This is a genomic window from Vibrio sp. B1ASS3 (genome assembly GCF_905175355.1).
Classification (GTDB): Bacteria; Pseudomonadota; Gammaproteobacteria; order Enterobacterales; family Vibrionaceae; genus Vibrio; species Vibrio owensii.
The window spans coordinates 710,476-733,785 of sequence record NZ_HG992742.1; the positions used below are offsets into that span (position 1 = coordinate 710,476).

The 23,310-nt window shown below is 46.1% G+C and carries 19 protein-coding genes and 9 tRNA genes; 26 read left to right on the plus strand and 2 right to left on the minus strand.

Annotation, left to right across the window (positions count from 1 at the left end; genetic code table 11):
• Positions 1-111 precede the first annotated feature (111 nt).
• From alaS to luxS, 21 genes are all read left to right on the plus strand, one after another.
• Positions 112-2,709, plus strand: coding sequence for an alanine--tRNA ligase (gene alaS, locus KJB05_RS03360; RefSeq protein WP_208445021.1), 2,598 nt, complete (start codon positions 112-114; stop codon positions 2,707-2,709).
• A gap of 203 nt (positions 2,710-2,912) precedes the next feature.
• Positions 2,913-4,100 (plus strand): aspartate kinase, encoded by a 1,188-nt coding sequence (locus KJB05_RS03365; protein ID WP_020196183.1) that lies wholly within the window; start codon positions 2,913-2,915, stop codon positions 4,098-4,100.
• A gap of 92 nt (positions 4,101-4,192) precedes the next feature.
• Positions 4,193-4,390 carry a carbon storage regulator CsrA gene (csrA, locus tag KJB05_RS03370; protein ID WP_004415691.1) on the plus strand — a complete coding sequence of 66 codons (198 nt, stop codon included), beginning with the start codon at positions 4,193-4,195 and terminating at the stop codon, positions 4,388-4,390.
• Between the two features lie 243 nt (positions 4,391-4,633).
• Positions 4,634-4,725 (plus strand) — tRNA-Ser (locus KJB05_RS03375).
• 31 nt (positions 4,726-4,756) lie between these two features.
• A tRNA-Arg gene (locus KJB05_RS03380) sits at positions 4,757-4,833 on the plus strand.
• Positions 4,834-4,862: 29 nt separating this feature from the next.
• Positions 4,863-4,954 (plus strand) — tRNA-Ser (locus tag KJB05_RS03385).
• A gap of 85 nt (positions 4,955-5,039) precedes the next feature.
• Positions 5,040-5,116, plus strand: a tRNA-Arg gene (locus KJB05_RS03390).
• 56 nt (positions 5,117-5,172) lie between these two features.
• Positions 5,173-5,249: transfer RNA gene (locus tag KJB05_RS03395), tRNA-Arg, on the plus strand.
• Positions 5,250-5,413: 164 nt separating this feature from the next.
• Positions 5,414-5,490, plus strand: a tRNA-Arg gene (locus tag KJB05_RS03400).
• A gap of 57 nt (positions 5,491-5,547) precedes the next feature.
• A tRNA-Arg gene (locus KJB05_RS03405) sits at positions 5,548-5,624 on the plus strand.
• Positions 5,625-5,745: 121 nt separating this feature from the next.
• Positions 5,746-5,822: transfer RNA gene (locus KJB05_RS03410), tRNA-Arg, on the plus strand.
• 57 nt (positions 5,823-5,879) lie between these two features.
• Positions 5,880-5,956 (plus strand) — tRNA-Arg (locus KJB05_RS03415).
• Positions 5,957-6,550: 594 nt separating this feature from the next.
• Positions 6,551-6,808, plus strand: a complete 258-nt coding sequence (locus KJB05_RS03420; protein WP_005448441.1) for an oxaloacetate decarboxylase subunit gamma — start codon at positions 6,551-6,553, stop codon at positions 6,806-6,808.
• 33 nt (positions 6,809-6,841) lie between these two features.
• The gene (gene oadA, locus KJB05_RS03425; RefSeq protein WP_171370492.1) at positions 6,842-8,632 is read left to right on the plus strand and encodes a sodium-extruding oxaloacetate decarboxylase subunit alpha; all 1,791 of its coding nucleotides are present in this window, start codon (positions 6,842-6,844) and stop codon (positions 8,630-8,632) included.
• A gap of 9 nt (positions 8,633-8,641) precedes the next feature.
• Positions 8,642-9,772, plus strand: a complete 1,131-nt coding sequence (locus tag KJB05_RS03430; protein WP_005438059.1) for a sodium ion-translocating decarboxylase subunit beta — start codon at positions 8,642-8,644, stop codon at positions 9,770-9,772.
• 157 nt (positions 9,773-9,929) lie between these two features.
• Entirely contained in the window at positions 9,930-10,880 is a 951-nt protein-coding gene (locus KJB05_RS03435; RefSeq protein WP_009707579.1) for an NADP-dependent oxidoreductase, read from the plus strand.
• Positions 10,874-11,335, plus strand: a complete 462-nt coding sequence (locus KJB05_RS03440; protein ID WP_005438056.1) for a YqaA family protein — start codon at positions 10,874-10,876, stop codon at positions 11,333-11,335. The genes KJB05_RS03435 and KJB05_RS03440 overlap by 7 nt, the downstream gene beginning before the upstream one ends.
• A gap of 9 nt (positions 11,336-11,344) precedes the next feature.
• Positions 11,345-14,188 carry a pitrilysin family protein gene (locus tag KJB05_RS03445; RefSeq protein ID WP_208445022.1) on the plus strand — a complete coding sequence of 948 codons (2,844 nt, stop codon included), beginning with the start codon at positions 11,345-11,347 and terminating at the stop codon, positions 14,186-14,188.
• A 163-nt stretch (positions 14,189-14,351) separates the two neighbouring features.
• The gene (gene gshA, locus KJB05_RS03450) at positions 14,352-15,920 is read left to right on the plus strand and encodes a glutamate--cysteine ligase (RefSeq protein WP_208445023.1); all 1,569 of its coding nucleotides are present in this window, start codon (positions 14,352-14,354) and stop codon (positions 15,918-15,920) included.
• Positions 15,921-15,939: 19 nt separating this feature from the next.
• On the plus strand, positions 15,940-16,545 hold the full coding sequence (locus tag KJB05_RS03455) for a hypothetical protein (RefSeq protein WP_005438049.1): 606 nt from the start codon (positions 15,940-15,942) through the stop codon (positions 16,543-16,545).
• Between the two features lie 91 nt (positions 16,546-16,636).
• On the plus strand, positions 16,637-17,155 hold the full coding sequence (gene luxS / locus KJB05_RS03460) for an S-ribosylhomocysteine lyase (RefSeq protein ID WP_005438047.1): 519 nt from the start codon (positions 16,637-16,639) through the stop codon (positions 17,153-17,155).
• Positions 17,156-17,241: 86 nt separating this feature from the next.
• Here the strand turns inward: luxS and KJB05_RS03465 are convergent, their stop codons facing one another.
• Entirely contained in the window at positions 17,242-18,522 is a 1,281-nt protein-coding gene (locus KJB05_RS03465) for a CNNM domain-containing protein (protein ID WP_009707575.1), read from the minus strand.
• A gap of 154 nt (positions 18,523-18,676) precedes the next feature.
• Positions 18,677-19,471 carry an inner membrane protein YpjD gene (locus tag KJB05_RS03470; RefSeq protein ID WP_005438043.1) on the minus strand — a complete coding sequence of 265 codons (795 nt, stop codon included), beginning with the start codon at positions 19,469-19,471 and terminating at the stop codon, positions 18,677-18,679.
• 213 nt (positions 19,472-19,684) lie between these two features.
• Here KJB05_RS03470 and ffh point away from each other — a divergent pair, with 213 nt between their 5' ends.
• The 5 genes from ffh (at position 19,685) to rplS (ending at position 23,277) form a co-directional block, all read left to right on the plus strand.
• On the plus strand, positions 19,685-21,073 hold the full coding sequence (gene ffh, locus KJB05_RS03475) for a signal recognition particle protein (RefSeq protein ID WP_005438041.1): 1,389 nt from the start codon (positions 19,685-19,687) through the stop codon (positions 21,071-21,073).
• 210 nt (positions 21,074-21,283) lie between these two features.
• The gene (gene rpsP, locus KJB05_RS03480; protein WP_005438039.1) at positions 21,284-21,532 is read left to right on the plus strand and encodes a 30S ribosomal protein S16; all 249 of its coding nucleotides are present in this window, start codon (positions 21,284-21,286) and stop codon (positions 21,530-21,532) included.
• 30 nt (positions 21,533-21,562) lie between these two features.
• Complete coding sequence (gene rimM / locus KJB05_RS03485; protein WP_005438038.1) at positions 21,563-22,111, plus strand: ribosome maturation factor RimM; 549 nt, start codon at positions 21,563-21,565, stop codon at positions 22,109-22,111.
• Between the two features lie 27 nt (positions 22,112-22,138).
• Complete coding sequence (gene trmD, locus KJB05_RS03490) at positions 22,139-22,882, plus strand: tRNA (guanosine(37)-N1)-methyltransferase TrmD (RefSeq protein ID WP_005425529.1); 744 nt, start codon at positions 22,139-22,141, stop codon at positions 22,880-22,882.
• Between the two features lie 41 nt (positions 22,883-22,923).
• The gene (gene rplS / locus KJB05_RS03495; protein ID WP_005438036.1) at positions 22,924-23,277 is read left to right on the plus strand and encodes a 50S ribosomal protein L19; all 354 of its coding nucleotides are present in this window, start codon (positions 22,924-22,926) and stop codon (positions 23,275-23,277) included.
• Positions 23,278-23,310 lie beyond the last annotated feature (33 nt).

The following is a 23,310-nucleotide window of genomic DNA, read 5'->3' on the forward strand; positions in this document are numbered from 1 at the left end:
CTTCAAATTTTTTCTTCTAATGCCTCTTTTCCGCAAGAAAACTAGTCGTAGCTGATTGCATGATCTACAATACGGCAAAATTCTAACTCGACTATTTTCAGGAAGAGCTGCATGTACATGAGCACTGATGAGGTTCGTAACGCGTTCCTCAAGTTCTTTGAGAGCAAAGGACACCAAATCGTAGAAAGTTCATCGTTAGTTCCACATAACGACCCAACCCTGCTGTTCACAAACGCGGGTATGAACCAATTTAAAGATTGTTTCTTAGGCTTAGAAAAACGAGCCTACACTCGAGCGACTACGGCTCAACGTTGTGTACGTGCTGGTGGTAAACACAACGACCTGGAAAACGTTGGCTTCACTGCTCGTCACCACACATTCTTTGAAATGCTAGGTAACTTCAGCTTTGGCGATTACTTCAAAGAAGACGCTATCGCATTCGCTTGGGAATTCCTAACAGTAACCCTTAAGCTGCCAGCAGACCGTCTACTTGTTACAGTTTACGAGACAGACGACGAAGCATTCGATATCTGGAACCAAAAAGTAGGTGTTCCAGCAGACCGCATTATTCGCATCGGCGACAAGAAAGGTGGTAAACCATACGAGTCAGATAACTTCTGGCAAATGGGTGACACAGGTCCTTGTGGTCCATGTACTGAAATCTTCTACGATCACGGTGAGCACATTTGGGGTGGCCGTCCTGGCACACCTGAAGAAGATGGTGACCGTTTCATCGAGATCTGGAACAACGTATTCATGCAGTTCAACCGTCATGCAGACGGTACTATGGAACCGCTACCAAAGCCATCGGTAGATACTGGTATGGGTATCGAGCGTATCTCTGCAATTATGCAAGGCGTTCACTCAAACTACGAAATCGATGTATTCCAAGCTCTTATCAAAGCAGCTGCTGAAGTGATTGGCTACGAAGATCTATCAAACCAATCGCTACGCGTTATCGCTGACCACATCCGTTCATGTTCATTCCTGATCGTTGATGGCGTTATGCCTTCAAACGAAGGCCGCGGTTACGTTCTACGTCGTATCATCCGTCGTGCAGTTCGTCACGGTAACAAGCTGGGCGCACAAGGTGCATTCTTCCACAAACTGGTTGGTGTACTAGCGGAAATCATGGGTACGGCTGGTGAAGAGCTGAAGCGTCAACAAGCTGTGGTTGAAAAAGTACTGCGTATCGAAGAAGAAAACTTCGGTCGTACACTTGAGCGCGGTATGGCGATTCTAAACGAAGCTCTAGATAACATTTCTTCGCAAGGAACGGACGGTAAAGTACTAGACGGCGAAACCGTATTTAAACTTTACGATACTTACGGCTTCCCAGCTGACTTAACTAACGACGTTGCACGTGAGCGTGAGTTCGCAATCGACGAAGAAGGTTTCGAGAAAGCGATGGAAGAGCAGCGTCAACGTGCGCGTGAAGCTGGTAACTTCGGTACTGACTACAACGCAGCAATCAAAGTTGATACGCAAACAGAATTCTGTGGTTACACAGGTACTAAAGGCTCTAGCTCTGTAGCGGCGATGTTCGTTGAAGGCAACGAAGTAGAATCTCTATCTGCAGGCGACAAAGCAATCATCGTGCTTGGTGAGACACCATTCTACGCAGAGTCAGGTGGTCAATGTGGTGACGCTGGTGAAATCCGTACTGAAGCTGGTGTATTCCGTGTTGAAGATACTCAAAAGCTAGGTAACGCAATCGCACACCACGGTGTAATGGCGGAAGGCGTTCTAGCGAAAGGCGACGAAGTAGCAACTATCGTTGACGCAGAGCGTCGCGCAGCTATCTCTCTAAACCACTCAGCAACGCACTTACTACACGCAGCTCTTCGCCAAGTTCTTGGTGAGCACGTAACGCAGAAAGGCTCTCTAGTGAAAGCTGACAGCCTACGTTTCGACTTCTCACACCTAGAAGCAGTAACTGCAGCTGAACTGAAAGAAGTTGAGCGTCTAGTTAACGCGCAAATTCGTCGTAACCATACGATTGAAACCAACGTGATGGACATTGAGTCTGCTAAGAAGAAAGGCGCAATGGCTCTATTTGGCGAGAAGTACGACGACGAAGTACGCGTACTGTCTATGGGCGACTTCTCTACTGAACTTTGTGGTGGTATTCACGCTTCAAACACAGGTGATATCGGTCTATTCAAGATCACATCTGAAGGTGGTATCGCAGCAGGTATCCGTCGTATCGAAGCGGTAACGGGTGAAGGTGCGCTAGACGCAATCGAAGCTCAAGCGGCTAAGTACGAAGAGAAACTGGCTGAATCAGCGCAGAAAGCAAAATCTCTAGAGAAAGAAATCCAGAAACTGAAAGACAAGATGGCTGCGGCAGAAAGCGCAAACATCATGGGTAAAGTTCAGGACATCAACGGTACTAAAGTACTGATCGCTGCTCTAGAAGGCGCAGATAACAAGAACCTACGAACTATGGTTGATGACATCAAGAACCAAGTAGGTAGCGGTGTAATCCTTCTTGCTAACGTGAACGATGACAAGATCGGTCTGATTGCAGGCGTAACCAAAGACCTTATCGGTAAAGTGAAAGCGGGTGACCTAGTTAAGATGGTTGCTGAGCAAGTTGGCGGTAAAGGCGGCGGTCGTCCTGACATGGCGCAAGCGGGTGGTACTGATGTTGCCGCGCTGCCTGCGGCGATTCAGTCCGTACAGCCTTGGCTAGAAGAACGCCTATAAGCTTTTAAAATAATGAATTACGCTCAATCAAGCTTCTTTGATTGAGCGTAATTTTTTTATGGTAACCAAGTGGTTTAATTGACCGTATTTTAACCAGGTCATTTACGCTGCTTGGTTTTTGTTGTAACTACCGCTTATATAATTTATCTCAATGGAGTATGAGTGGTCCTAATGAGACTTTGGTCTTGGGAAGGTGAAGACTGGTGAAAAAGCCCCTTATCGTGCAAAAGTTTGGCGGAACCTCAGTGGGTTCAATTGAAAGAATCCACCAGGTAGCTGAACACATCATTAAGGCGAAAAATGATGGTAATCAAGTTGTCGTTGTTGTGTCTGCAATGTCAGGCGAAACAAATCGACTAATGGATCTCGCTAAGCAAGTAGATAGCGTTCCAACGGCTCGAGAACTTGATGTTTTGCTCTCTGCTGGTGAGCAAGTGTCGATGGCACTGCTGGCGATGACTCTGAATAAATTGGGTTATGCAGCGCGCTCACTTACCGGAGCACAAGCGAACATTGTGACGGACAATCAACACAATGACGCGACGATTAAACACATTGATACATCTACGATTATGGATTTGCTTGAACAAGACCAAATCGTCATCGTAGCTGGCTTCCAAGGTGTGAATGAAAATGGGGATATCACCACATTAGGTCGAGGTGGCTCAGATACGAGCGCAGTGACACTGGCTGGCGCATTATGCGCGGATGAATGTCAAATCTTTACCGACGTTGATGGTATATATACTTGTGATCCACGTGTAGTGAAAAACGCTCAAAAGATGGCAGTTATCGATTTTCCTTCAATGGAAGCGATGGCGAGCCGTGGAGCGAAAGTGTTACATCTCCCTTCTGTGCAGTATGCATGGAAGAATAATGTTCCACTACGCGTGCTTTCGACATTTGAACTGAATGAAGGCAGTTTGGTGAAAGGGGAGTCAGGCTCAAAAGCCGTCTCTGGTCTAGCCATTCAACGTGACCTTGCCATTATTGAAGTTGACGACGAACATTTGCCTAGCGTTACAAAGCAATGTCAGATGTTAGGTATCGACATTTGGAATGTGATCGAGGAAACAGAACGAACAGGTATCATGATAAAACAAGATGCATGTGCCAAGTTGGATCTGGTGTTCAGCGATAAAATCCGTAATAGTGAAGTAGTAAGCCTGTTGACCGCTGTGGGGCTAGAAGCCAATGGAATGGTTGACCATGCCTGTGAATTGTTGGCACAGCAAGATATTGCGATCAATTTCTGCTCAACGAATGCACTCACTATGATGCTAGTCTTACCACCTGAGAGTGTGGATGCAGCAGCAAACATTCTTCATAATGCTTACGTTACATCTAGTGAAGTATTAAACATTCAGCAAAAACATGCCTTTTTGGGCTAATTTTCGGTAACAAGGTAGTTTACGAAAATATAACTTTTGTTGGATAATAGCTTTGTAGCAAGAAAATTTAGAGATTACTCAAGGAGCAAAGAATGCTAATTTTGACTCGCCGCGTAGGCGAAACACTTATGATTGGTGATGAAGTGACTGTAACTGTACTAGGTGTTAAAGGTAACCAAGTACGTATCGGCGTTAACGCTCCGAAAGAGGTTTCTGTTCACCGTGAAGAAATCTACATGCGCATTCAAGCTGAAAAAGGCAACGGTAACGTTGCTTCAGGTAACTACTAAGCCGCTCCTGTTTACAGAGCTTAGTTTGAATGAAAAAGGCTAGCCGAATGGCTAGCCTTTTTAGTTTCGAAAAAATGTCATTTTTTAAGAGAAGACTCTCTTTTTTTCATCATAATAGAGTGATAAAGTTTGTTTAATAATCACTTTGATTAAATCCGCATCGGTTAAGCGATTTTTGCGTTTTTTTTCAAAGAAAGTGTTTGACATATTTTCGGTAAAACGTAATATGTGCCTCCGCAAGACGGTGAGGTGGCCGAGAGGCTGAAGGCGCTCCCCTGCTAAGGGAGTATACGGTTTATCCCGTATCGAGGGTTCGAATCCCTCCTTCACCGCCATTCTTGCAACGTTGATTTATCAACAAAAAGTGCGTCCTTAGCTCAGCTGGATAGAGTACCTGGCTACGAACCAGGCGGTCGGAGGTTCGAATCCTCCAGGACGCGCCATATCTCTTCTGAGATATAACAATGAAAACGGTGAGGTGGCCGAGAGGCTGAAGGCGCTCCCCTGCTAAGGGAGTATACGGTTTATCCCGTATCGAGGGTTCGAATCCCTCCTTCACCGCCATTCATTGACTGGCCCGACGGCCTTTTTTTTGTTTCGTAAGAAATGAATGTGATTTACTTCACAACTTCCTAGCAAGAAGATCTGCGCGTCCTTAGCTCAGCTGGATAGAGTACCTGGCTACGAACCAGGCGGTCGGAGGTTCGAATCCTCCAGGACGCGCCACTATTTAATAATTCGTTTGATAAACGGGTTATACAAAGTAAAATAAAGATTATTGCGCGTCCTTAGCTCAGCTGGATAGAGTACCTGGCTACGAACCAGGCGGTCGGAGGTTCGAATCCTCCAGGACGCGCCACTCTTTAGGGTTTCCTAGTGAACTCCTGATATTGGTAACACTGATATCGAAAACTGCGCGTCCTTAGCTCAGCTACGAACCAGGCGGTCGGAGGTTCGGACGCGCCACTCTTTAGGGTTTCCTAGTGAACTCCTGATATTGGTAACACTGATATCGAAAACTGCGCGTCCTTAGCTCAGCTGGATAGAGTACCTGGCTACGAACCAGGCGGTCGGAGGTTCGAATCCTCCAGGACGCGCCACTCTTTAGGGTTTCCTAGTGAACTCCTGATATTGGTAATACTGATATCGAAAACTGCGCGTCCTTAGCTCAGCTGGATAGAGTACCTGGCTACGAACCAGGCGGTCGGAGGTTCGAATCCTCCAGGACGCGCCACTCTTTAGGGTTTCCTTGTGAACTCCTGATATTGGTAATACTGATATCGAAAACTGCGCGTCCTTAGCTGAGGGTTTCCTTGTGAACTCCTGATATTGGTAATACTGATATCGAAAACTGCGCGTCCTTAGCTCAGCTGGATAGAGTACCTGGCTACGAACCAGGCGGTCGGAGGTTCGAATCCTCCAGGACGCGCCACTCTTTAGGGTTTCCTTGTGAACTCCTGATATTGGTAATACTGATATCGAAAACCGTGCGTCCTTAGCTCAGCTGGATAGAGTACCTGGCTACGAACCAGGCGGTCGGAGGTTCGAATCCTCCAGGACGCGCCACTCTTTAGAAAAAGCCTCGCTTATGCGGGGCTTTTTTGTACCTGCTGCTCGGCCATGAGGCTCTGTGCCTCCTGCTTATTTGCCGCCTCCTTTTGCACGAGACTTTGTTTCAAACGCATGGCCCTCAGTTTTTGAGGCAATAGCATTGATTCGCCTAAATAGTCATCTTAGAGCTCCTGAGCGCGCTTTCTCTCGTCTTATTGATTAAGTGGCCCACATAACGTCATTAAAATATTGGCGAGAACACAAGTGTTTCGTTGTTGTTATTGATTTGTTTTGTGTGTGTTAATTTATTCTATCTTCCTGTTTTTATTTTATTTTCTTCTTAAAAACTCTTTTCGTTTTGAAATCCCAATCGCAGTTTTTGCAAACACTTTAATTTAGTGTGGTTATATGTTGAGCGAACCCGCTAAAGAAGTGAGTTTTCGTATAATTTGTGATCTGGGTAGTGAATAAATAATCAATATTAAGGATTATTTAAAAGCTTCCTTAAACAAAATTGACAAAATTTAACCAATCGAGATAATCCATTGGTCGGGATTTGACGCTATTAAAGTCCTGCACATTGTCAGGATGACAAAGAAAGGAAGCAACATGACGAATATAGGAAGCCTGCTAGTAGATGCGGCCACCCTGATGTTAACAGGGATGGCGGTCGTATTTATTTTCCTCACCATTCTAGTTTATCTCGTTCGGCTGATGTCCAAATTGGTACCGGAAGAAGTACCAGCGCCGATCGCAGCACCGAAAACAAATACCAACGTTCAATCAACCTCTTCAGCTGTTAGTCCACAAGTAGTGGCGGCGATCTCGGCTGCGATTCATAAACATCGCGCCTCTGTCGCGAAGTAGCCGAAAGATAGGATTAAAAAGGAGTTTAAGAACATGTCTAAACCACTCGCTATTACAGATGTGGTCCTTCGTGACGCCCATCAGTCTCTATTCGCAACGCGTATGCGTATCGAAGATATGCTGCCTATCGCAGCTGAGTTAGATAAAGTTGGTTACTGGTCGCTAGAGACTTGGGGTGGCGCAACCTTTGATGCGTGTATCCGTTTCTTGGGTGAAGACCCATGGGAGCGCCTACGCGAACTGAAAAAGGCCATGCCAAATACACCAATGCAAATGCTACTGCGTGGTCAAAACCTTTTAGGATACCGCCACTATGCCGATGACGTAGTAGAGAAGTTTGTTGAACGCGCGCACGCAAATGGTATGGATGTGTTCCGTATCTTTGATGCAATGAACGATGTACGTAACTTCCAAAAAGCAGTGAAAGCCACTGTTGATGTTGGTGCACACGCTCAAGGGACCTTGTCTTACACTACCAGCCCTGTACATAACGCGGATACTTGGGTGGATTTGGCTAAACGTCTTGAAGACTTAGGCTGTCACTCTCTATGTATCAAGGACATGTCCGGTCTACTCAAGCCATATGAAGCCGAAGAGCTGATCACTCGCATCAAAGCGTCTTGTGATGTTCCATTGGCGCTTCATTGTCACGCAACAACCGGTCTATCTACTGCGACTGCTGTGAAAGCGGTAGAAGCAGGCATTGATATTCTAGATACCGCGATTTCTTCGATGAGCTGCACATACGGTCACACGCCTACAGAGACAGTGGTTGCGATGCTGCAAGGTACAGAGCGCGACACGAATCTAAAACTAGACCAAATTGAGCCTATTGCGGCTTACTTCCGTGAAGTGCGTAAGAAATACGCAAAATGGGAAGGTCAATTGAAAGGTGTGGATTCGCGCATTTTGATCGCTCAAGTACCAGGTGGCATGTTGACCAACATGGAAGGTCAGCTTAAAGAACAAGGCGCTGCAGATCGTATCGATGAAGTATTGGAAGAGATCCCACGTGTACGTGAAGATCTTGGCTTTATCCCACTAGTAACACCGACGTCTCAGATCGTCGGCACTCAAGCGGTGATCAACGTACTAACAGGCGAGCGCTACAAGAGCATCACCAAAGAAACAGCGGGTGTTCTAAAAGGCGAATACGGTGCAGCTCCAGCAGCAGTAAACGCCGAGCTACAAGCAAAAGTGCTGGATGGCAAAGAAGCCATTACTTGTCGTCCTGCCGATTTACTTGAAGCAGAAATGGAAACCCTAACCGTTGATTTGATGGAGAAAGCGCAATCAGAAGGCATTAAGCTAGCAAGCGAACGTGTCGACGATGTCCTAACTTACGCGCTGTTTCCTCAAGTCGGTCTGAAATTCCTGAAAAACCGTGGCAATCCAGATGCCTTTGAACCAGCACCAACTTTAGAAGCTGCAAAACCAGCTGCTGCACCTGTAGCGCAACCTGCTACTGGCGGTGTAGAGACCTACAGCGTGCGTGTTGATGGTCAAGTGTATGAAGTAGAAGTGGGGCCGCAAGGTCAATTAACTTCTGTGACGCCAAATGCGGCGGCAGCACCTGCTCAACCTGCAGCGCCAGTTGCTGCCAATAGTGCTGCGGAAGCAGTACCAGCGCCACTTGCGGGCAACATCTTTAAAGTCAATGTTCAGCCGGGTGCTGAAGTGGCGGAAGGTGATGTACTTTTGATTCTTGAAGCGATGAAGATGGAAACAGAAGTTCGCGCTGCACGTGGTGGTGTGGTTCAAGAGTTGAACGTGAAAGAAGGGGACGCTGTTACCGTTGGCTCACCTCTTCTTAGCCTGGCGTAAGGGAGTATCATGGACGGATTGATGACCTTATGGTCAGAAACAGGGATCGCGAACTTTGAGTTCGGCCAAATTTGTATGATGTTGGTTGGCTGTACCTTGCTGTTTTTGGCGATCAAAAAAGGCTTTGAGCCCTTACTGTTATTGCCAATTGGTTTTGGCGCTATCTTAGCGAACATTCCAAATGCTGGCTTTACCGATCCGGGCGGCTTGTTGTACTACGTCTACTATATTGGGATCGAGTCGGGCGTGTTCCCGCTGTTGATCTTTATGGGCGTAGGGGCGATGACCGACTTTGGCGCTTTGATTGCGAATCCGAAAACCTTGTGGTTAGGTGCTGCGGCGCAGTTTGGTATCTTCGCAACATTATTTGGTGCGATTCTGCTTAACTACGTTCCGGGTATGGAGTTCTCCATGGCAGATGCATCGTCTATCGCGATCATCGGTGGTGCGGATGGCCCAACGGCTATTTTCTTGGCGAGTAAACTTTCTCCAGATCTGTTAGGTGCAATTGCCGTGGCAGCATACAGCTACATGGCCTTAGTACCGATCATTCAGCCACCAATCATGAAAGCTCTGACAACCAAAGAAGAGCGCCAGATCAAGATGGCTCAGCTTCGCCATGTGGGTAAGTGGGAGAAAGTGATCTTCCCACTTGCTGTGTTACTGATGACGATTCTGTTCTTACCTTCGGCAACGCCACTAGTTGGTATGTTCTGTTTGGGTAACCTGATGCGTGAAGCTGGTGTGGTGGATCGTTTATCGAAAACCGCTCAAAACGAACTGATCAACATTGTGACCATTTTCTTGGGGCTTGGTGTTGGTTCTAAGTTGCAAGCTGAGCAGTTCCTGAACCTAGAAACGCTAGGTATCTTGGGACTTGGCGCAGTAGCGTTCAGTATCGGTACTGGCGCGGGTGTTCTGATGGCGAAACTGCTCAACAAGTTCTCGAAAGAAGACATCAACCCACTTATTGGTGCGGCAGGCGTTTCTGCAGTACCAATGGCGGCACGTGTTGTGAATAAGGTTGGCCTAGAAGCAAACCCACAAAACTTCTTGTTGATGCACGCGATGGGACCAAACGTTGCTGGGGTACTCGGTTCAGCAGTCGCGGCTGGTATTTTGCTCGCACTTGTCGGCTAGTGTGTCACCGTAAGTAGCGCCTGAAAGTTGGTGGATATTCTATGAAATGGAATTAGCTATCAATTTACAAATTGGCGATTAACTTCGACAAACAAAATGGTTTATAGTCAAAGGGATGCTCTTGCATCCCTTTTTGTTTTCTCGCAGGGAATGGGTTATGGAACACAAACAGATAGCGATTACCGAATTTGGCGACGCAGACGTTCTTGCACTGCAAACCACCACAACACCGGCACCACAAGCGGGTGAAATCCTCATTAAAGTTGCGTACTCAGGCATAAATCCAATTGATGTTAAAACTCGAGCAGGGCTTGGATGGGCTGCCGCACAAAATAAAGATAACTTACCTTGGGTTCCGGGTTATGACATCTCAGGAAAAGTTGTTTCCTGCGGAGAGGGAACGTCGCGTTTTAATGAAGGCGACGAGGTAGCTGGATTTATCGGCTTCCCTATCCGCGGCGGTGGTTACAGTCAATACGTGTGTGTTCCCGAATCTGAACTCAGTCATGTTCCAAATACTGTCACTTTAGAAGCGGCAGCGGTACTACCTCTTGCGGGACAAACGGCGGCTCAAGCATTAAGCAAGGCCAATGTTACCGAAGGCGACCGAGTATTGATTCTCGCTGGCGCTGGTGGCGTTGGGCATATAGCGGTACAAATCGCCGTGGCAACCAAAGCCGAAGTCTTTACTACCTGCAGTGAGCGAAATTTAGACTACCTCGCCACATTGGGGGCGCATGCAGTGAACTATCAATTTGCGCCAGTGTCAGAACGTGTTGAAGATGTGGATGTTTTGATTGATCTTGTTGGTGGCGATGCTGCACTTGATGCTCTCAAATGCCTGACTGATGATGCTCGAGTCATCACCGTTCCAACCATTACCGCCGAACTGATCTGCGAAAAGGCGAAGCTGCTTGGCTTTGAGGCGAGCGGTATGTTGGTGGAACCCGATCGCGAACAACTCGACACCTTACTTTACATGGTTGGGGTTGGATTGTTGAAAACAGAAATACAACACGTCTATCCGATGAATGAGGTTGTGGAAGCACACAAACAAGTCGAATCCGGACGGACGCGAGGCAAGATCTTGCTTGATATGACATGTTAGAAGCCTTTAATGCGGCTTTTGAAAACCTAGCACTGTGGTTTTCTGACTCTGCATTGTGGGTGCTATTCATCACCGGTTTTCTCAGCGCCACTTTGTTACCGGGTGGCTCTGAAGCGGGGTTGATAGCCACTTTATCGTTAAACCAGTACTCCGTTTCTTCCATTATTATTGTTGCCACGATCGGTAATACGCTTGGTGGTTTGACTAACTATTGGCTTGGGTTGTGGATTCCTAATAAAACTCAAGACGAAAAGCACGGTCACACCGCATTGAAGTGGCTGTCAAAATACGGTTACTGGGGATTATTCTTTAGTTGGTTGCCTGTTATTGGCGACCCACTATGTTTAGCGGCAGGGTGGTTAAGGATGAAGTTTCTGCCGTGTTTAGTTCTTATATTTTTAGGCAAAGCCGCAAGATATAGTGTGCTGGCTGCCATCTATCTCGGTTTATTTTAAGGAAAGCGCATGAGAATGTTTTGGGTAAGTGCGTGCTCACTTTTAGTGATCACGGGCTGCGCATCAAACGCCCCTGTTTCGTCATTGCCTGATGGGGTGACTTTCGTTGAGTCATCAAAAGCAGAAGAAGGCAAAGTAAAAATTCCATACCAGAAATATCAGCTCGATAACGGCCTTACGGTGATTCTGGCACCTGAAGATTCCGACCCACTTGTGCATGTGGATGTTACTTACCACGTGGGTTCTGCACGTGAAGAGATCGGTAAATCTGGCTTTGCGCACTTTTTTGAGCACATGATGTTCCAAGGCTCTGAGAACGTGGGTGACCAAGAGCACTTCAAAATTATTACGGAAGCGGGTGGTGCCCTAAATGGTACAACTAACCGTGACCGCACCAACTACTTCGAAACCGTTCCGGCTAACCAGTTAGAAAAAATGCTGTGGCTCGAATCGGATCGCATGGGCTTTTTGCTCGATGCCGTGTCTCAACGTAAGTTTGAGATCCAACGTTCTACCGTGAAGAACGAACGAGCTCAGCGTTATGACAATCGACCTTATGGTTTGATTTGGGAACGCATGTCTGAAGCCTTGTACCCAGAAGGTCATCCATATTCATGGCAAACCATCGGTTACGTAGAAGACCTTGATCGCGTGGATGTGAACGACCTGAAAGCTTTTTTCTTGCGCTGGTATGGCCCAAACAATGCGGTATTGACCATTGGTGGTGATATCGATGTAGAACAGACGTTGGCGTGGGTGAACAAATACTTCGGCTCGATTCCTCGTGGCCCTGAGGTAGAAAATGCACCTAAAGTGCCTGCTAAGCTTGCTGAAAGCAAATACATCACATTAGAAGATCGTATCCAGCAGCCTATGGTCATGATCGCATGGCCGACAACTTATAGCGGTGAAGCAAATCAAGCCTCGCTGGATACTTTAGCTAGTGTGTTGGGCAGCGGCACGAACAGCGTGCTTTACCAAGACTTGGTCAAAACACAGAAAGCTGTCGATGCGGGATCATTCCAAGATTGTGCTGAGCTATCGTGTAATTTCTATGTTTATGCGATGGGAGATTCTGGCGACAAAGGTGACTTATCTAAGCTTTATGATGAGTTGATGGCATCGTTGGATAAGTTCGCCAAAGGTGGGGTAACTAAAGATCGTCTTGAGCAACTGAAAGGTAAAACCGAAGCCGACGCGATTTTTGCTCTAGAAAGTGTAAAAGGCAAGGTAACGCAGTTAGCATCAAACCAAACGTTTTTTGGTAAGCCAGATCTGATTGAACAGCAACTTGAACAGCTTCGTGCTGTTACGCCTGAATCGGTAGAAAAAGCATACAGTGACTTTATTCAAGGCAAGAACAAGGTAACGCTGAGCGTTGTGCCAAAAGGTAAGACAGAGTTAGCTGTGAAGCCCGCAACCTTCGTTACGCCAAAACGCACATTACCTGAGTACGAAAAGATCACCGATGACCAATTGGCTTATCGTCGTGCAACGGACAATTTCGATCGCTCTGTCCAACCGCCAACGGGTGCGCCAGTTGAAGCGACGATGCCAAAACTGTACGACATTCACTTCAAAAACGGTTCGGAATTACTTGGAACCGTAAGCAGTGAAACACCAACGGTGACAATGCAGTTTAGCTTGCCAGCTGGTACGCGTTTTGTTGAAAGAGGCAAAGAAGGTCTTGCTCAGCTTACCGCAGCGATGTTGCAAGAGGGCACAACTAAGCGCTCTGCAGAAGATATCCAAGCTGAGTTAGACAAGCTTGGCAGCGTTATTTCTGTCGATGCGAGTGGCTACACGACGGACATCAGCGTTTCTGCACTTGAGAAGAACCTTGCCCCAACGTTGAAGATTGTTGAGGAGATGTTGTTGTCTCCGGCATTCAAGCAAGAAGACTTTGACCGAGTGAAAACACAAGCGTTAGAAGGTCTGGTTTATGAACACCAAAAACCAAGCTGGATGGCATCACAGGCAAGTCGCCAAGTGTTGTATGGTAACTCTATCTTTGCACGCCCGAAGGATGGCACCAAAGCGGGGCTTCAAGCGCTGACGTTGGATGATGTTCGTGATTTCTATGCGAAGCATTACACGCCACAAAGTGCACAGATCATTGCCGTTGGTGATATCAGCAAAGTGGACTTAGAGAAACAACTGTCTTTCTGGGCAAATTGGGAAGATGAAGCCGCTCCACTTTACGCGCCGCAAACTATCGCACCACTCGGTACGCAAAAAGTGCACTTGGTGGATAAGCCAGGGGCACCACAAAGTGTGGTCATGTTGGTTCGTCAAGGCATGCCTTACGATGCGACAGGTGATTTCTATCTGGGTCAGTTAGCAAACTTTAACCTAGCGGGTAACTTTAATAGCCGTATCAACCAAAACCTTCGTGAAGACAAAGGCTACACTTATGGTGCTTATGGTTATTTCTCCGGTAATGTAGAAACGGGGTCGGTTGTGTTTACTGCGCAAGTGCGTGCGGATTCGACGGTGGCGTCTATCATCGAGATGGAGAATGAGTTGAACGAGTTCTCACAATCGGGGATGACTGACGATGAATTGAAATTTATGCGCCAAGCGGTCGGTCAAAAAGATGCACTGAAATATGAAACGCCAACACAGAAAGGCAAACTCATCAGTGATATTTTGAAATACAACTTAGATAAAGATTATCTACAACAACGAAACGCTATTGTTGAGACCGTCGATAAGCAGACGCTCAACGCTCTAGCACAGAAATGGTTTGACCCGAACGACTATCAAATTGTGGTCGTCGGAGATGCGACTTCCCTTCGCCCTCAACTAGAAAAGTTAGGGAAAGACGTGGAAGAGCTTGAAATCATTCGATAGAGTACACATTTAATAGCGGAGAGGAGACTCTCCGCTATTCGTTTCTAACTAGATAAATGACTTTTTGATGGGTTATTTATCTAGATGGATTATATATCAATAACTTAGCTTTCACTTGCCACGCTTGGCGAGTGTCCTGCTCCCAATATAAGCGAACCTCATTTTGACTGATTTTGCTGCGCGACTAAAACAAGTTGCATCAAACCCAGAAGTATTTAAGCAGTTTGGACGCGGTGTTGAGCGAGAAACTTTGCGCTATCGTCAGGATGGACACCTAGCAACAACACCTCATCCAGAGGGTTTGGGCTCAGCGTTCACAAACAAATGGATCACGACAGACTTTTCAGAATCTCTTCTGGAATTCATTACGCCTGTATCACATGAGATCCCTGAATTGATGGGGCAGTTGAAAGACATCCATCACTTCACTCAAACCAAAATGGGTGAAGAGAAAATGTGGCCACTATCGATGCCATGTTATGTAGGCACTGAAGATGATATTCAGCTAGCTCAATATGGCTCATCTAACTCAGCAAAAATGAAAACGCTTTACCGTGAAGGTCTAAAACGCCGCTACGGTAGCTTGATGCAAATTATCTCAGGTGTGCACTTCAACTTCTCTTTCCCTGAATCGTTCTGGGATGCGCTGCATGGTGAGCAAGATGAAGAAGCTCGCCAAGAAACGAAATCTGCAGCGTACTTTGCTCTAATCCGTAACTACTACCGCTTTGGTTGGATGATCCCGTACTTCTTTGGTGCGTCACCAGCATTGTGTGGCTCGTTCATTCAAGGACGTGAAACGGATCTGCCATTTGAGAAAATTGGTGGCACCTTATACCTACCAAAAGCAACCTCTCTGCGTCTGAGTGATCTCGGTTACACCAACAGCGCTCAAAGCGTGCTTAAGATTGGCTTTAATAGTATCGACCAGTATCTTGAAGGTTTGAGTGACGCGATTCGTCGTCCATCTGAAGAGTTTGCTGAGATTGGTGTGAAAGTCGATGGTGAATATCGTCAGCTTAACTCAAACATTCTGCAAATTGAGAATGAACTGTACGCCCCAATTCGTCCGAAACGTGTAACGAAGAGCGGTGAAAAGCCTTCGGAAGCGCTTAAACGTGGCGGTGTGGAATACATTGAAGTTCGCTCGCTAGATGTAAACCCATTCAGTGCCGTTGGTGTGAGTGAAGAGCAGGTTCGCTTCCTTGACCTATTCCTAACGTGGGCAGCGCTTTCAGACTCTGATCCGATGGATAACTGCGAGCTAGAATGTTGGCGTGACAACTGGAACAGAGTCATTGTTTCTGGCCGCGAGAAAGGCTTGATGCTGCAAATCGGTTGCCAAGGCGAGCGTCTGTCTCTACAAGATTGGGCTCATCGCGTATTCGCTGACCTTCGTATGATTGCGGTTGAAATGGATGCCGCAGCTGGTGGCAATGCGTACCAAGCGGTTTGTGACAAACTAGAATCTTGGATTGATGAACCTGAGCTTACCATTTCTGGCCAACTGCTTGAGCTGACAAAAGAGCACGGCGGTTTAGGTAAAGTGGGTTGTGCGCTTGGTATGAAGTTCCGTGAAGAAAACCTAGCCCACAGCTATGAGCAATATTCAGCTGACGCAATGGAAACGGAAGTTGCGACATCGGTAGAAAAGCAAAAACAAGCAGAGCAAAGTGATACGTTATCCTTTGATGACTTCTTAGAAGATTACTTTGCTTACCTAAAACAATAATCAGCAGTAAGGACAGGGATTGGACATTAAGCCGTTAGTGGTGTCTGTACTTGGGAGCGTGATGTTAGCCGGTTGTGCGACTGCGCCCCCAAAGCAACAAGACAACCTATGTGAAATATTCCGAGAAAAATCTGGTTGGTATGAAGATGCCAAAGACATGGAAGAAGAGTGGGGCACGCCAATCAATGTAGCGATGGCGATCATTAAGCAAGAAAGTAGCTTTCGTCATGATGCTCGACCACCTAAAGACTATATTCTCGGCTTTATTCCGTGGGGACGCGTTAGCAGCGCTTACGGTTATGCTCAAGCCCAAGACCCTGCTTGGGATGATTTCCAAGATGCGACGGGACAAGGTGGCTCACGTACGAACTTCGACGACTCCATGATGTTTGTCGGTTGGTACACCCATGAAACTCGTCGTCAATTGGGTATCTCGTTGTGGGATCCTTACAATCAGTACCTTGCGTATCATGAAGGACGTGGCGGCTACAAACGCGGCACTTATAACAGCAAACCAAGCTTGATTAAGGTTGCAAGACGCGTAGAGCAAACCGCAAAGACTTATGGCTGGCAGCTGAAACAATGTCGTCAGGAATTGGAAGACAACAGCGGCTGGTTCTTTTAGCTCACTCAATCCATGGATTATGAGTGAGGGAATGAACAGAAATAACGACCAATACTTGTGAGTGTTGGTGATTACAATCAGGAGAGATGTAATGCCTTTATTAGACAGTTTTACCGTAGACCACACACGCATGAATGCACCAGCAGTCCGTGTGGCTAAAACGATGCAAACTCCAAAAGGGGACACCATCACGGTATTCGACCTACGTTTCACTGCGCCAAACAAAGACATCCTTTCTGAGAAAGGGATTCATACATTAGAACACTTGTACGCAGGCTTTATGCGTAACCACTTAAATGGTGAGAGTGTTGAGATCATTGATATTTCACCAATGGGCTGTCGCACTGGTTTCTACATGAGTTTGATTGGCACACCTTCAGAGCAACAAGTGGCTGACGCTTGGATTGCCGCGATGGAAGATGTTTTGAAAGTAGAAAACCAAAACAAGATCCCTGAGTTGAACGAATACCAATGTGGCACGGCAGCAATGCATTCTCTGGATGAAGCAAAGCAAATCGCGAAGAACATTCTAGAAGCCGGTGTATCAGTCAACAAGAATGACGAGCTTGCGCTGCCAGAGTCAATGCTAAAAGAACTACGCATTGATTAATCTGTCTTTCAGATAAGAGCGTGGAATTCGAAACGCATAAAAAGAAAGAGCCTGACAATGTCAGGCTCTTTTTTGTTTTTTCGACACTATTTATCGCTACTTTTCTTGAGTTTTGGGTATACCTTAACAAGCTTTATGCGATTCTCTTCAATGTCGACAATTTCCATTGGATGCCCAGCGACTTGCACGCTTAAATGGCTTTCTGGAATGTCTTCTAAATGTTCTAGAATCAGACCATTCAAAGTTCGTGGGCCGTCGGTCGGTAGTTTCCACTTCAAGCCTTTGTTGATATCACGAATGTTAGCACTACCTTCAATCAAGAAGCTGCCATCACCTTGTGGTGTGATTTCTTCCGATAAGCTCGGTGCAATGGATGTGGTAAATTCGCCAACAATCTCTTCCAAGATATCTTCCAACGTTACCAAGCCATTAATGTCGCCATACTCATCGACAATCAAACCAATGCGCTGTTTGTTGCGTTGGAACTTCAACATCTGCACGTTCAGAGGTGTGCCTTCTGGGATGTAGTACACCTCATCGGCAGCACGTAGCAGTGTTTCTTTGTTGAACTCGTTCTTCTCTAACATCAAACGGTACGCTTCGCGCAGACGCAGCATACCAACCACTTCATCAATCTGGTCGCGGTACAGCACAATGCGGCCATGAGGAGAGTGAGTCAGCTGACGTACGATAGATTTCCAATCATCATTGATGTCGATGCCAGTGATCTCATTACGAGGCACCATGATGTCGTTCACGGTGACGTGCTCAAGATCCAAAATCGAAACCAGCATGTCTTGGTGACGGCGCGGAATCATGCCTCCCGCTTCATTTACAACCGTACGTAACTCTTCTGAACTAAGGTGATCTTCTGTGTTGTGATCGGCTTTCACACCAATAAGGCGGATAAAACCATTAGTAATAAAGTTCACTAACATCACCAGAGGTGACAGAACTTTCATCAGAATCGTAAGGAGAATACTACTCGCGTAGGACACGCGTTCAGGGTAGAGGGCGGCGATGGTTTTCGGTGTGACTTCTGCAAACACGAGCACCACCATAGTCAGTGCACCAGTTGCGATGGCAACACCGATATCACCGTATAATCGCATACCCAAAATGGTCGCGATGGCAGACGCCAAAATATTAACAAGGTTGTTGCCGATAAGGATAAGACCAATCAAACGATCTGGACGGTCTAATAGCTTTTCGACTCGCTTCGCCCCTTTATGCCCATTATTGGCTAAGTGCTTTAAGCGGTAACGGTTCAAAGACATCATCCCTGTTTCTGAACCTGAGAAGTAACCTGATATGACGATAAGACACGCGAGTAGCGCAAATAAGATACCCGTAGATATGTCGTCCAAAACGCAGCAGTTCCTTGTATGTGTTTGGTTAATTTATGACCGAGCTTGGCCGTTAAGTCAATGGAATAAGGGGTACTCTATTTTATTTACCCATCAATATAAAGGATAAGGAGCACAAGGCTCCTTATTAATTGAATTTAATAGATGGATTACATCAACTTAAAATGATCTCTTTCACGAAGCGACTGCCAAAGTAAGCCAAGGTCAGTAGTGTCGCACCCGCGACTGCAAACCAAGTCACTTTCTTACCACGCCAGCCTTTTTGGTAATGGCCCCAAAGCAAGATGGAATACACAATCCAAGCGATGAAAGAAAGAATGCCTTTGTGTGCTTTACCTTGAGCAAACATGTCTTGTACGAAGACAAAACCAGTAATCAATGTGCCTGTGAGTAATAAGTTACCAATCAAGATAATCTTGAACAGTTGTCGTTCAACCATCATCAATGGTGGCAAGTTCGGATTAATTGCCAACGACTTCTTGGCTTTGAGCTTGTGGTCGAGCCACGCCAGTTGCAGTGCGTATAGTGCACCAATGGTTAAGGTTGCGTAGGAGAACAGCGCAAAAGAAATGTGAATAAGTAGCTTAGGGTCGTTCTCTAAATGCTTAATAAACGTGCTTGGTAAGAAGGTAGCAGCAGTTAAATTGATGGCAGCAAAGCTATAAACCACAGGAAGAAGGAACCACAAACGATTCTTGAGCATCGCCACACTCATTACCAGCGAGATGATAAAGCTGATCAAAGAAGCGACGTTAAGAATGCTGAGGTTTTGCCCTGAACCGTCGAAAATCAGATCACTCAGAATCCAAGCGTGAAAAACCAACGCACATGCCGCACTGGCAAATACGGTTTTCGCTTTGATTCCTGACTGCTGAGAGAGTCCGGGAATGATGGTCGCAATTGCCAAAACGTAAAGAATGGCGGCTGCGATGGCAATTAAGCTATCCATGAATCTTAAGAGTTATTGTGCACAATGGTGAAAATTATACCTTGCATTACTCTTTGGGGCTATGGGCGATGCCTCATCAATCACGAGAGATGAGATATTGAAATTAACAAGTTAGCCCTCAAGTTAAGGATAAGAGCAGTGTTCGGGTATGACTGTGACGTTGGCTAAGGTATACTCACACTAATTAATCGCCATTTTAGCGAAGAGACAAAGATGTTTGAGAATTTAACGGATCGATTATCCAAAACGCTGAAGAATATCAGCGGTAAAGGTCGTCTGACCGAAGACAACATTAAAGAAACCCTACGTGAAGTACGCATGGCACTATTGGAAGCGGACGTTGCGCTTCCTGTTGTACGTGAATTTGTAAACCGCGTTAAAGAAAAAGCGGTGGGTGTAGAAGTTTCTAAATCCCTAACACCGGGTCAAGAGTTCATCAAGATCGTTCAAGCTGAGCTTGAAGCGGTTATGGGTGAATCTAACGAAGCTCTTAACCTAGCAGCACAGCCGCCAGCAGTGCTTTTGATGGCAGGTCTACAAGGTGCGGGTAAAACTACATCGGTAGGTAAGCTTTCTAAACTGCTAAAAGAGCGTGATAAGAAGAAAGTTTTGGTTGTGTCTGCCGACGTTTACCGTCCTGCGGCAATCAAACAGCTAGAAACCTTAGCATCAGACATCGGTGTCGACTTCTTCCCATCTTCACCGGATCAAAAGCCAATTGATATTGCTAACGCAGCTATCGATCACGCGAAGAAGAAATTCTACGACGTGTTGATTGTCGATACCGCGGGTCGTTTGGCTATCGATGAAGAAATGATGGGTGAGATTAAAGATCTTCACTCAGCGATTAACCCTGTTGAGACGCTGTTTGTTGTCGATGCAATGACAGGTCAAGATGCGGCGAATACAGCAAAAGCATTCGGTGATGCGCTACCGCTAACTGGTGTGATTCTGACTAAAGTTGATGGTGATGCACGTGGTGGTGCGGCGCTATCAGTTCGTCACATCACAGGTAAGCCAATCAAATTCCTAGGTGTGGGTGAGAAAACCGACGCACTAGAACCGTTCCACCCTGATCGTGTTGCATCGCGCATTCTAGGTATGGGTGACGTACTGTCACTTATCGAAGACCTACAACGCAATGTAGACCAAGAAAAAGCAGAGAAGCTAGCGAAGAAGTTCAAAGAGAAGAAAGGTTTTGACCTTGAAGACTTCCGTGAACAGCTAGGTCAAATGCAAAACATGGGTGGCATGATGGGTATGCTAGACAAGCTACCAGGCATGTCTCAGCTACCATCAGACGTGAAAGACAAAGTTGACGACAAGATGTTTAAGCAGATGGAAGCGATCATCAGCTCAATGACAATGAAAGAACGTCAACGCCCAGAAATCATCAAAGGTTCGCGTAAAAAGCGTATCGCTGCAGGTTCTGGTGTTCAGGTTCAAGACGTTAACCGTCTATTGAAGCAGTTCACCCAAATGCAGAAGATGATGAAGAAAATGCAAAAGGGCGGCATGAAAGGCATGATGCGCAACATGCAAGGCATGATGGGCGGCGGCGGTATGGGTGGAGGCGGTGGCTTCAATCCATTTGGTCGTTAAACGATTGCCTAGACTTTAGTTTCAGGGTGTTAGCTACATCACAAACTTGAATTTCAATTTATGTTGGTGAAAAAGTAACTAAATCCCTTGCATTGCTTCGGGATAAGAGTAAAATTCCGGAGCTTTATTTTGGCACGAGACCCCAGGTTGTTCAGTTTTATGAATGATTATTGGGGTTAATTTTATTTTTGAGAAAGCAAAGAGGACGACATGGTAACCATTCGTTTGGCACGTCACGGCGCTAAAAAGCGTCCATTTTATCAAATCGTAGTAGCGGACAGCCGCAACGCTGCAACTGGCCGTTTCATCGAGAAAGTTGGTTTCTTTAACCCAACTGCAAAAGGTCAAGAAGAAGGTCTACGTCTAGACCTAGACCGCGTTAACCACTGGGTTGGTCAAGGCGCGTCTCTATCTGACCGCGTTGCTAAGCTAGTTAAAGACGCTCAAAAAGCGGCTTAATTTTTTTACTTTAGAAGTAGAAACTAGTTTATGTCGATGAAAGGTAAAGAAACAATGAGCAACGAAAAGATTGTTGTAGGCAAGTTTGGTGCTACTTACGGCATTCGTGGTTGGCTTAAAGTTTTTTCCTACACAGACAATGCTGAAAGCATTTTCGATTACAGCCCTTGGTTTATTAACCAAAAGGGTACGTGGGTTGAGTACAAAGTAGAAAGCTGGAAGCGCCATAACAAAGGTATGGTGGCTAAGCTGGAAGGTCTAGATATTCGTGAAGACGCGCATCTCATGACAAACTTTGAAATTGCTATCGACCCTGCGGTACTTCCTGAATTGTCAGAAGATGAGTTCTACTGGCGTGAATTGTTTGGGATGCAAGTAGTAACCACTAAAGGTTACGATCTAGGTGTCGTATCTGACATTCTAGAAACTGGCTCAAACGATGTTCTGGTTGTTAAAGCAAATCTTAAAGATGCTTTCGGGCAGAAGGAACGATTAATCCCGTTCCTTGAAGAGCAAGTGATCATCAAAGTTGATCGCGAAGCTCAACGGATCGAAGTTGACTGGGATCCTGGATTCTAATCTCCAAAATTACAGAGCGAGATAAACATGTGGGTTGGCGTAATTAGCCTGTTTCCTGAAATGTTCCGTTCTGTTACTGATTTTGGGGTAACAGGTCAAGCGGTTAAAAAAGGTCTTTTGTCGATTGAGACTTGGAATCCTCGCGATTTCACTCACGACAAGCATCGCACTGTCGATGACCGACCTTACGGTGGTGGCCCTGGTATGCTAATGATGGTTCAGCCTTTGCGCGATGCCATTCATACCGCGAAAGCAGCCTCACCGGGTAAGACGAAAGTCATTTACCTTTCTCCTCAAGGTCGCAAGCTCGACCAAAAAGGGGTTGAAGAACTGGCAACGAATGAGAATTTACTTCTGATTTGTGGCCGTTACGAAGGGGTAGATGAGCGCATCATTCAATCCGAAGTCGACGAAGAATGGTCGATTGGTGATTTTGTGATGACGGGTGGTGAGATACCAGCCATGACGTTAATCGATTCTGTCTCTCGGTTTGTTCCGGGTGTACTAGGGGATTTCGCGTCGGCAGAAGAAGACTCTTTTGCAAATGGCTTGTTAGATTGCCCTCACTATACGCGTCCTGAAGTGTTGGATGATAAAGAAGTGCCAGCGGTACTGATGTCAGGCAACCACAAGGACATTCGTCAATGGCGACTAAAACAGTCGCTAGGCCGAACTTGGCTAAGAAGACCAGAGCTTCTGGAAAACCTAGCTCTGACTGACGAACAGGAACAATTACTTGCTGAATTCATTAGTGAACATAACGCAAAGTAACCTAATTTATTTAGTATCAGTTTATTCTAGGAATTTAAAAAATGAGTAACATCATCAAGGCTCTTGAAGAAGAGCAAATGAAATCAGGCCTGCCTAAATTTGCACCAGGTGACACTGTTGTAGTTCAGGTTAAAGTTAAAGAAGGTGAGCGTGAGCGTCTACAGGCTTTTGAAGGCGTTGTAATCGCAATCCGTAACCGTGGTCTTCACTCTGCTTTCACTGTACGTAAGATCTCTAACGGTGAAGGTGTTGAGCGTACGTTCCAAACTCACTCTCCAGTTGTTGATAGCATCGAAGTTAAACGCCGTGGTGCAGTACGTCGTGCCAAGTTGTACTACCTACGTGAGCGTTCTGGTAAGTCAGCTCGTATCAAAGAGAAACTTGCTAAGAAGTAATGCTATAACTAGCGTTCTCATAGTAAACGGAGC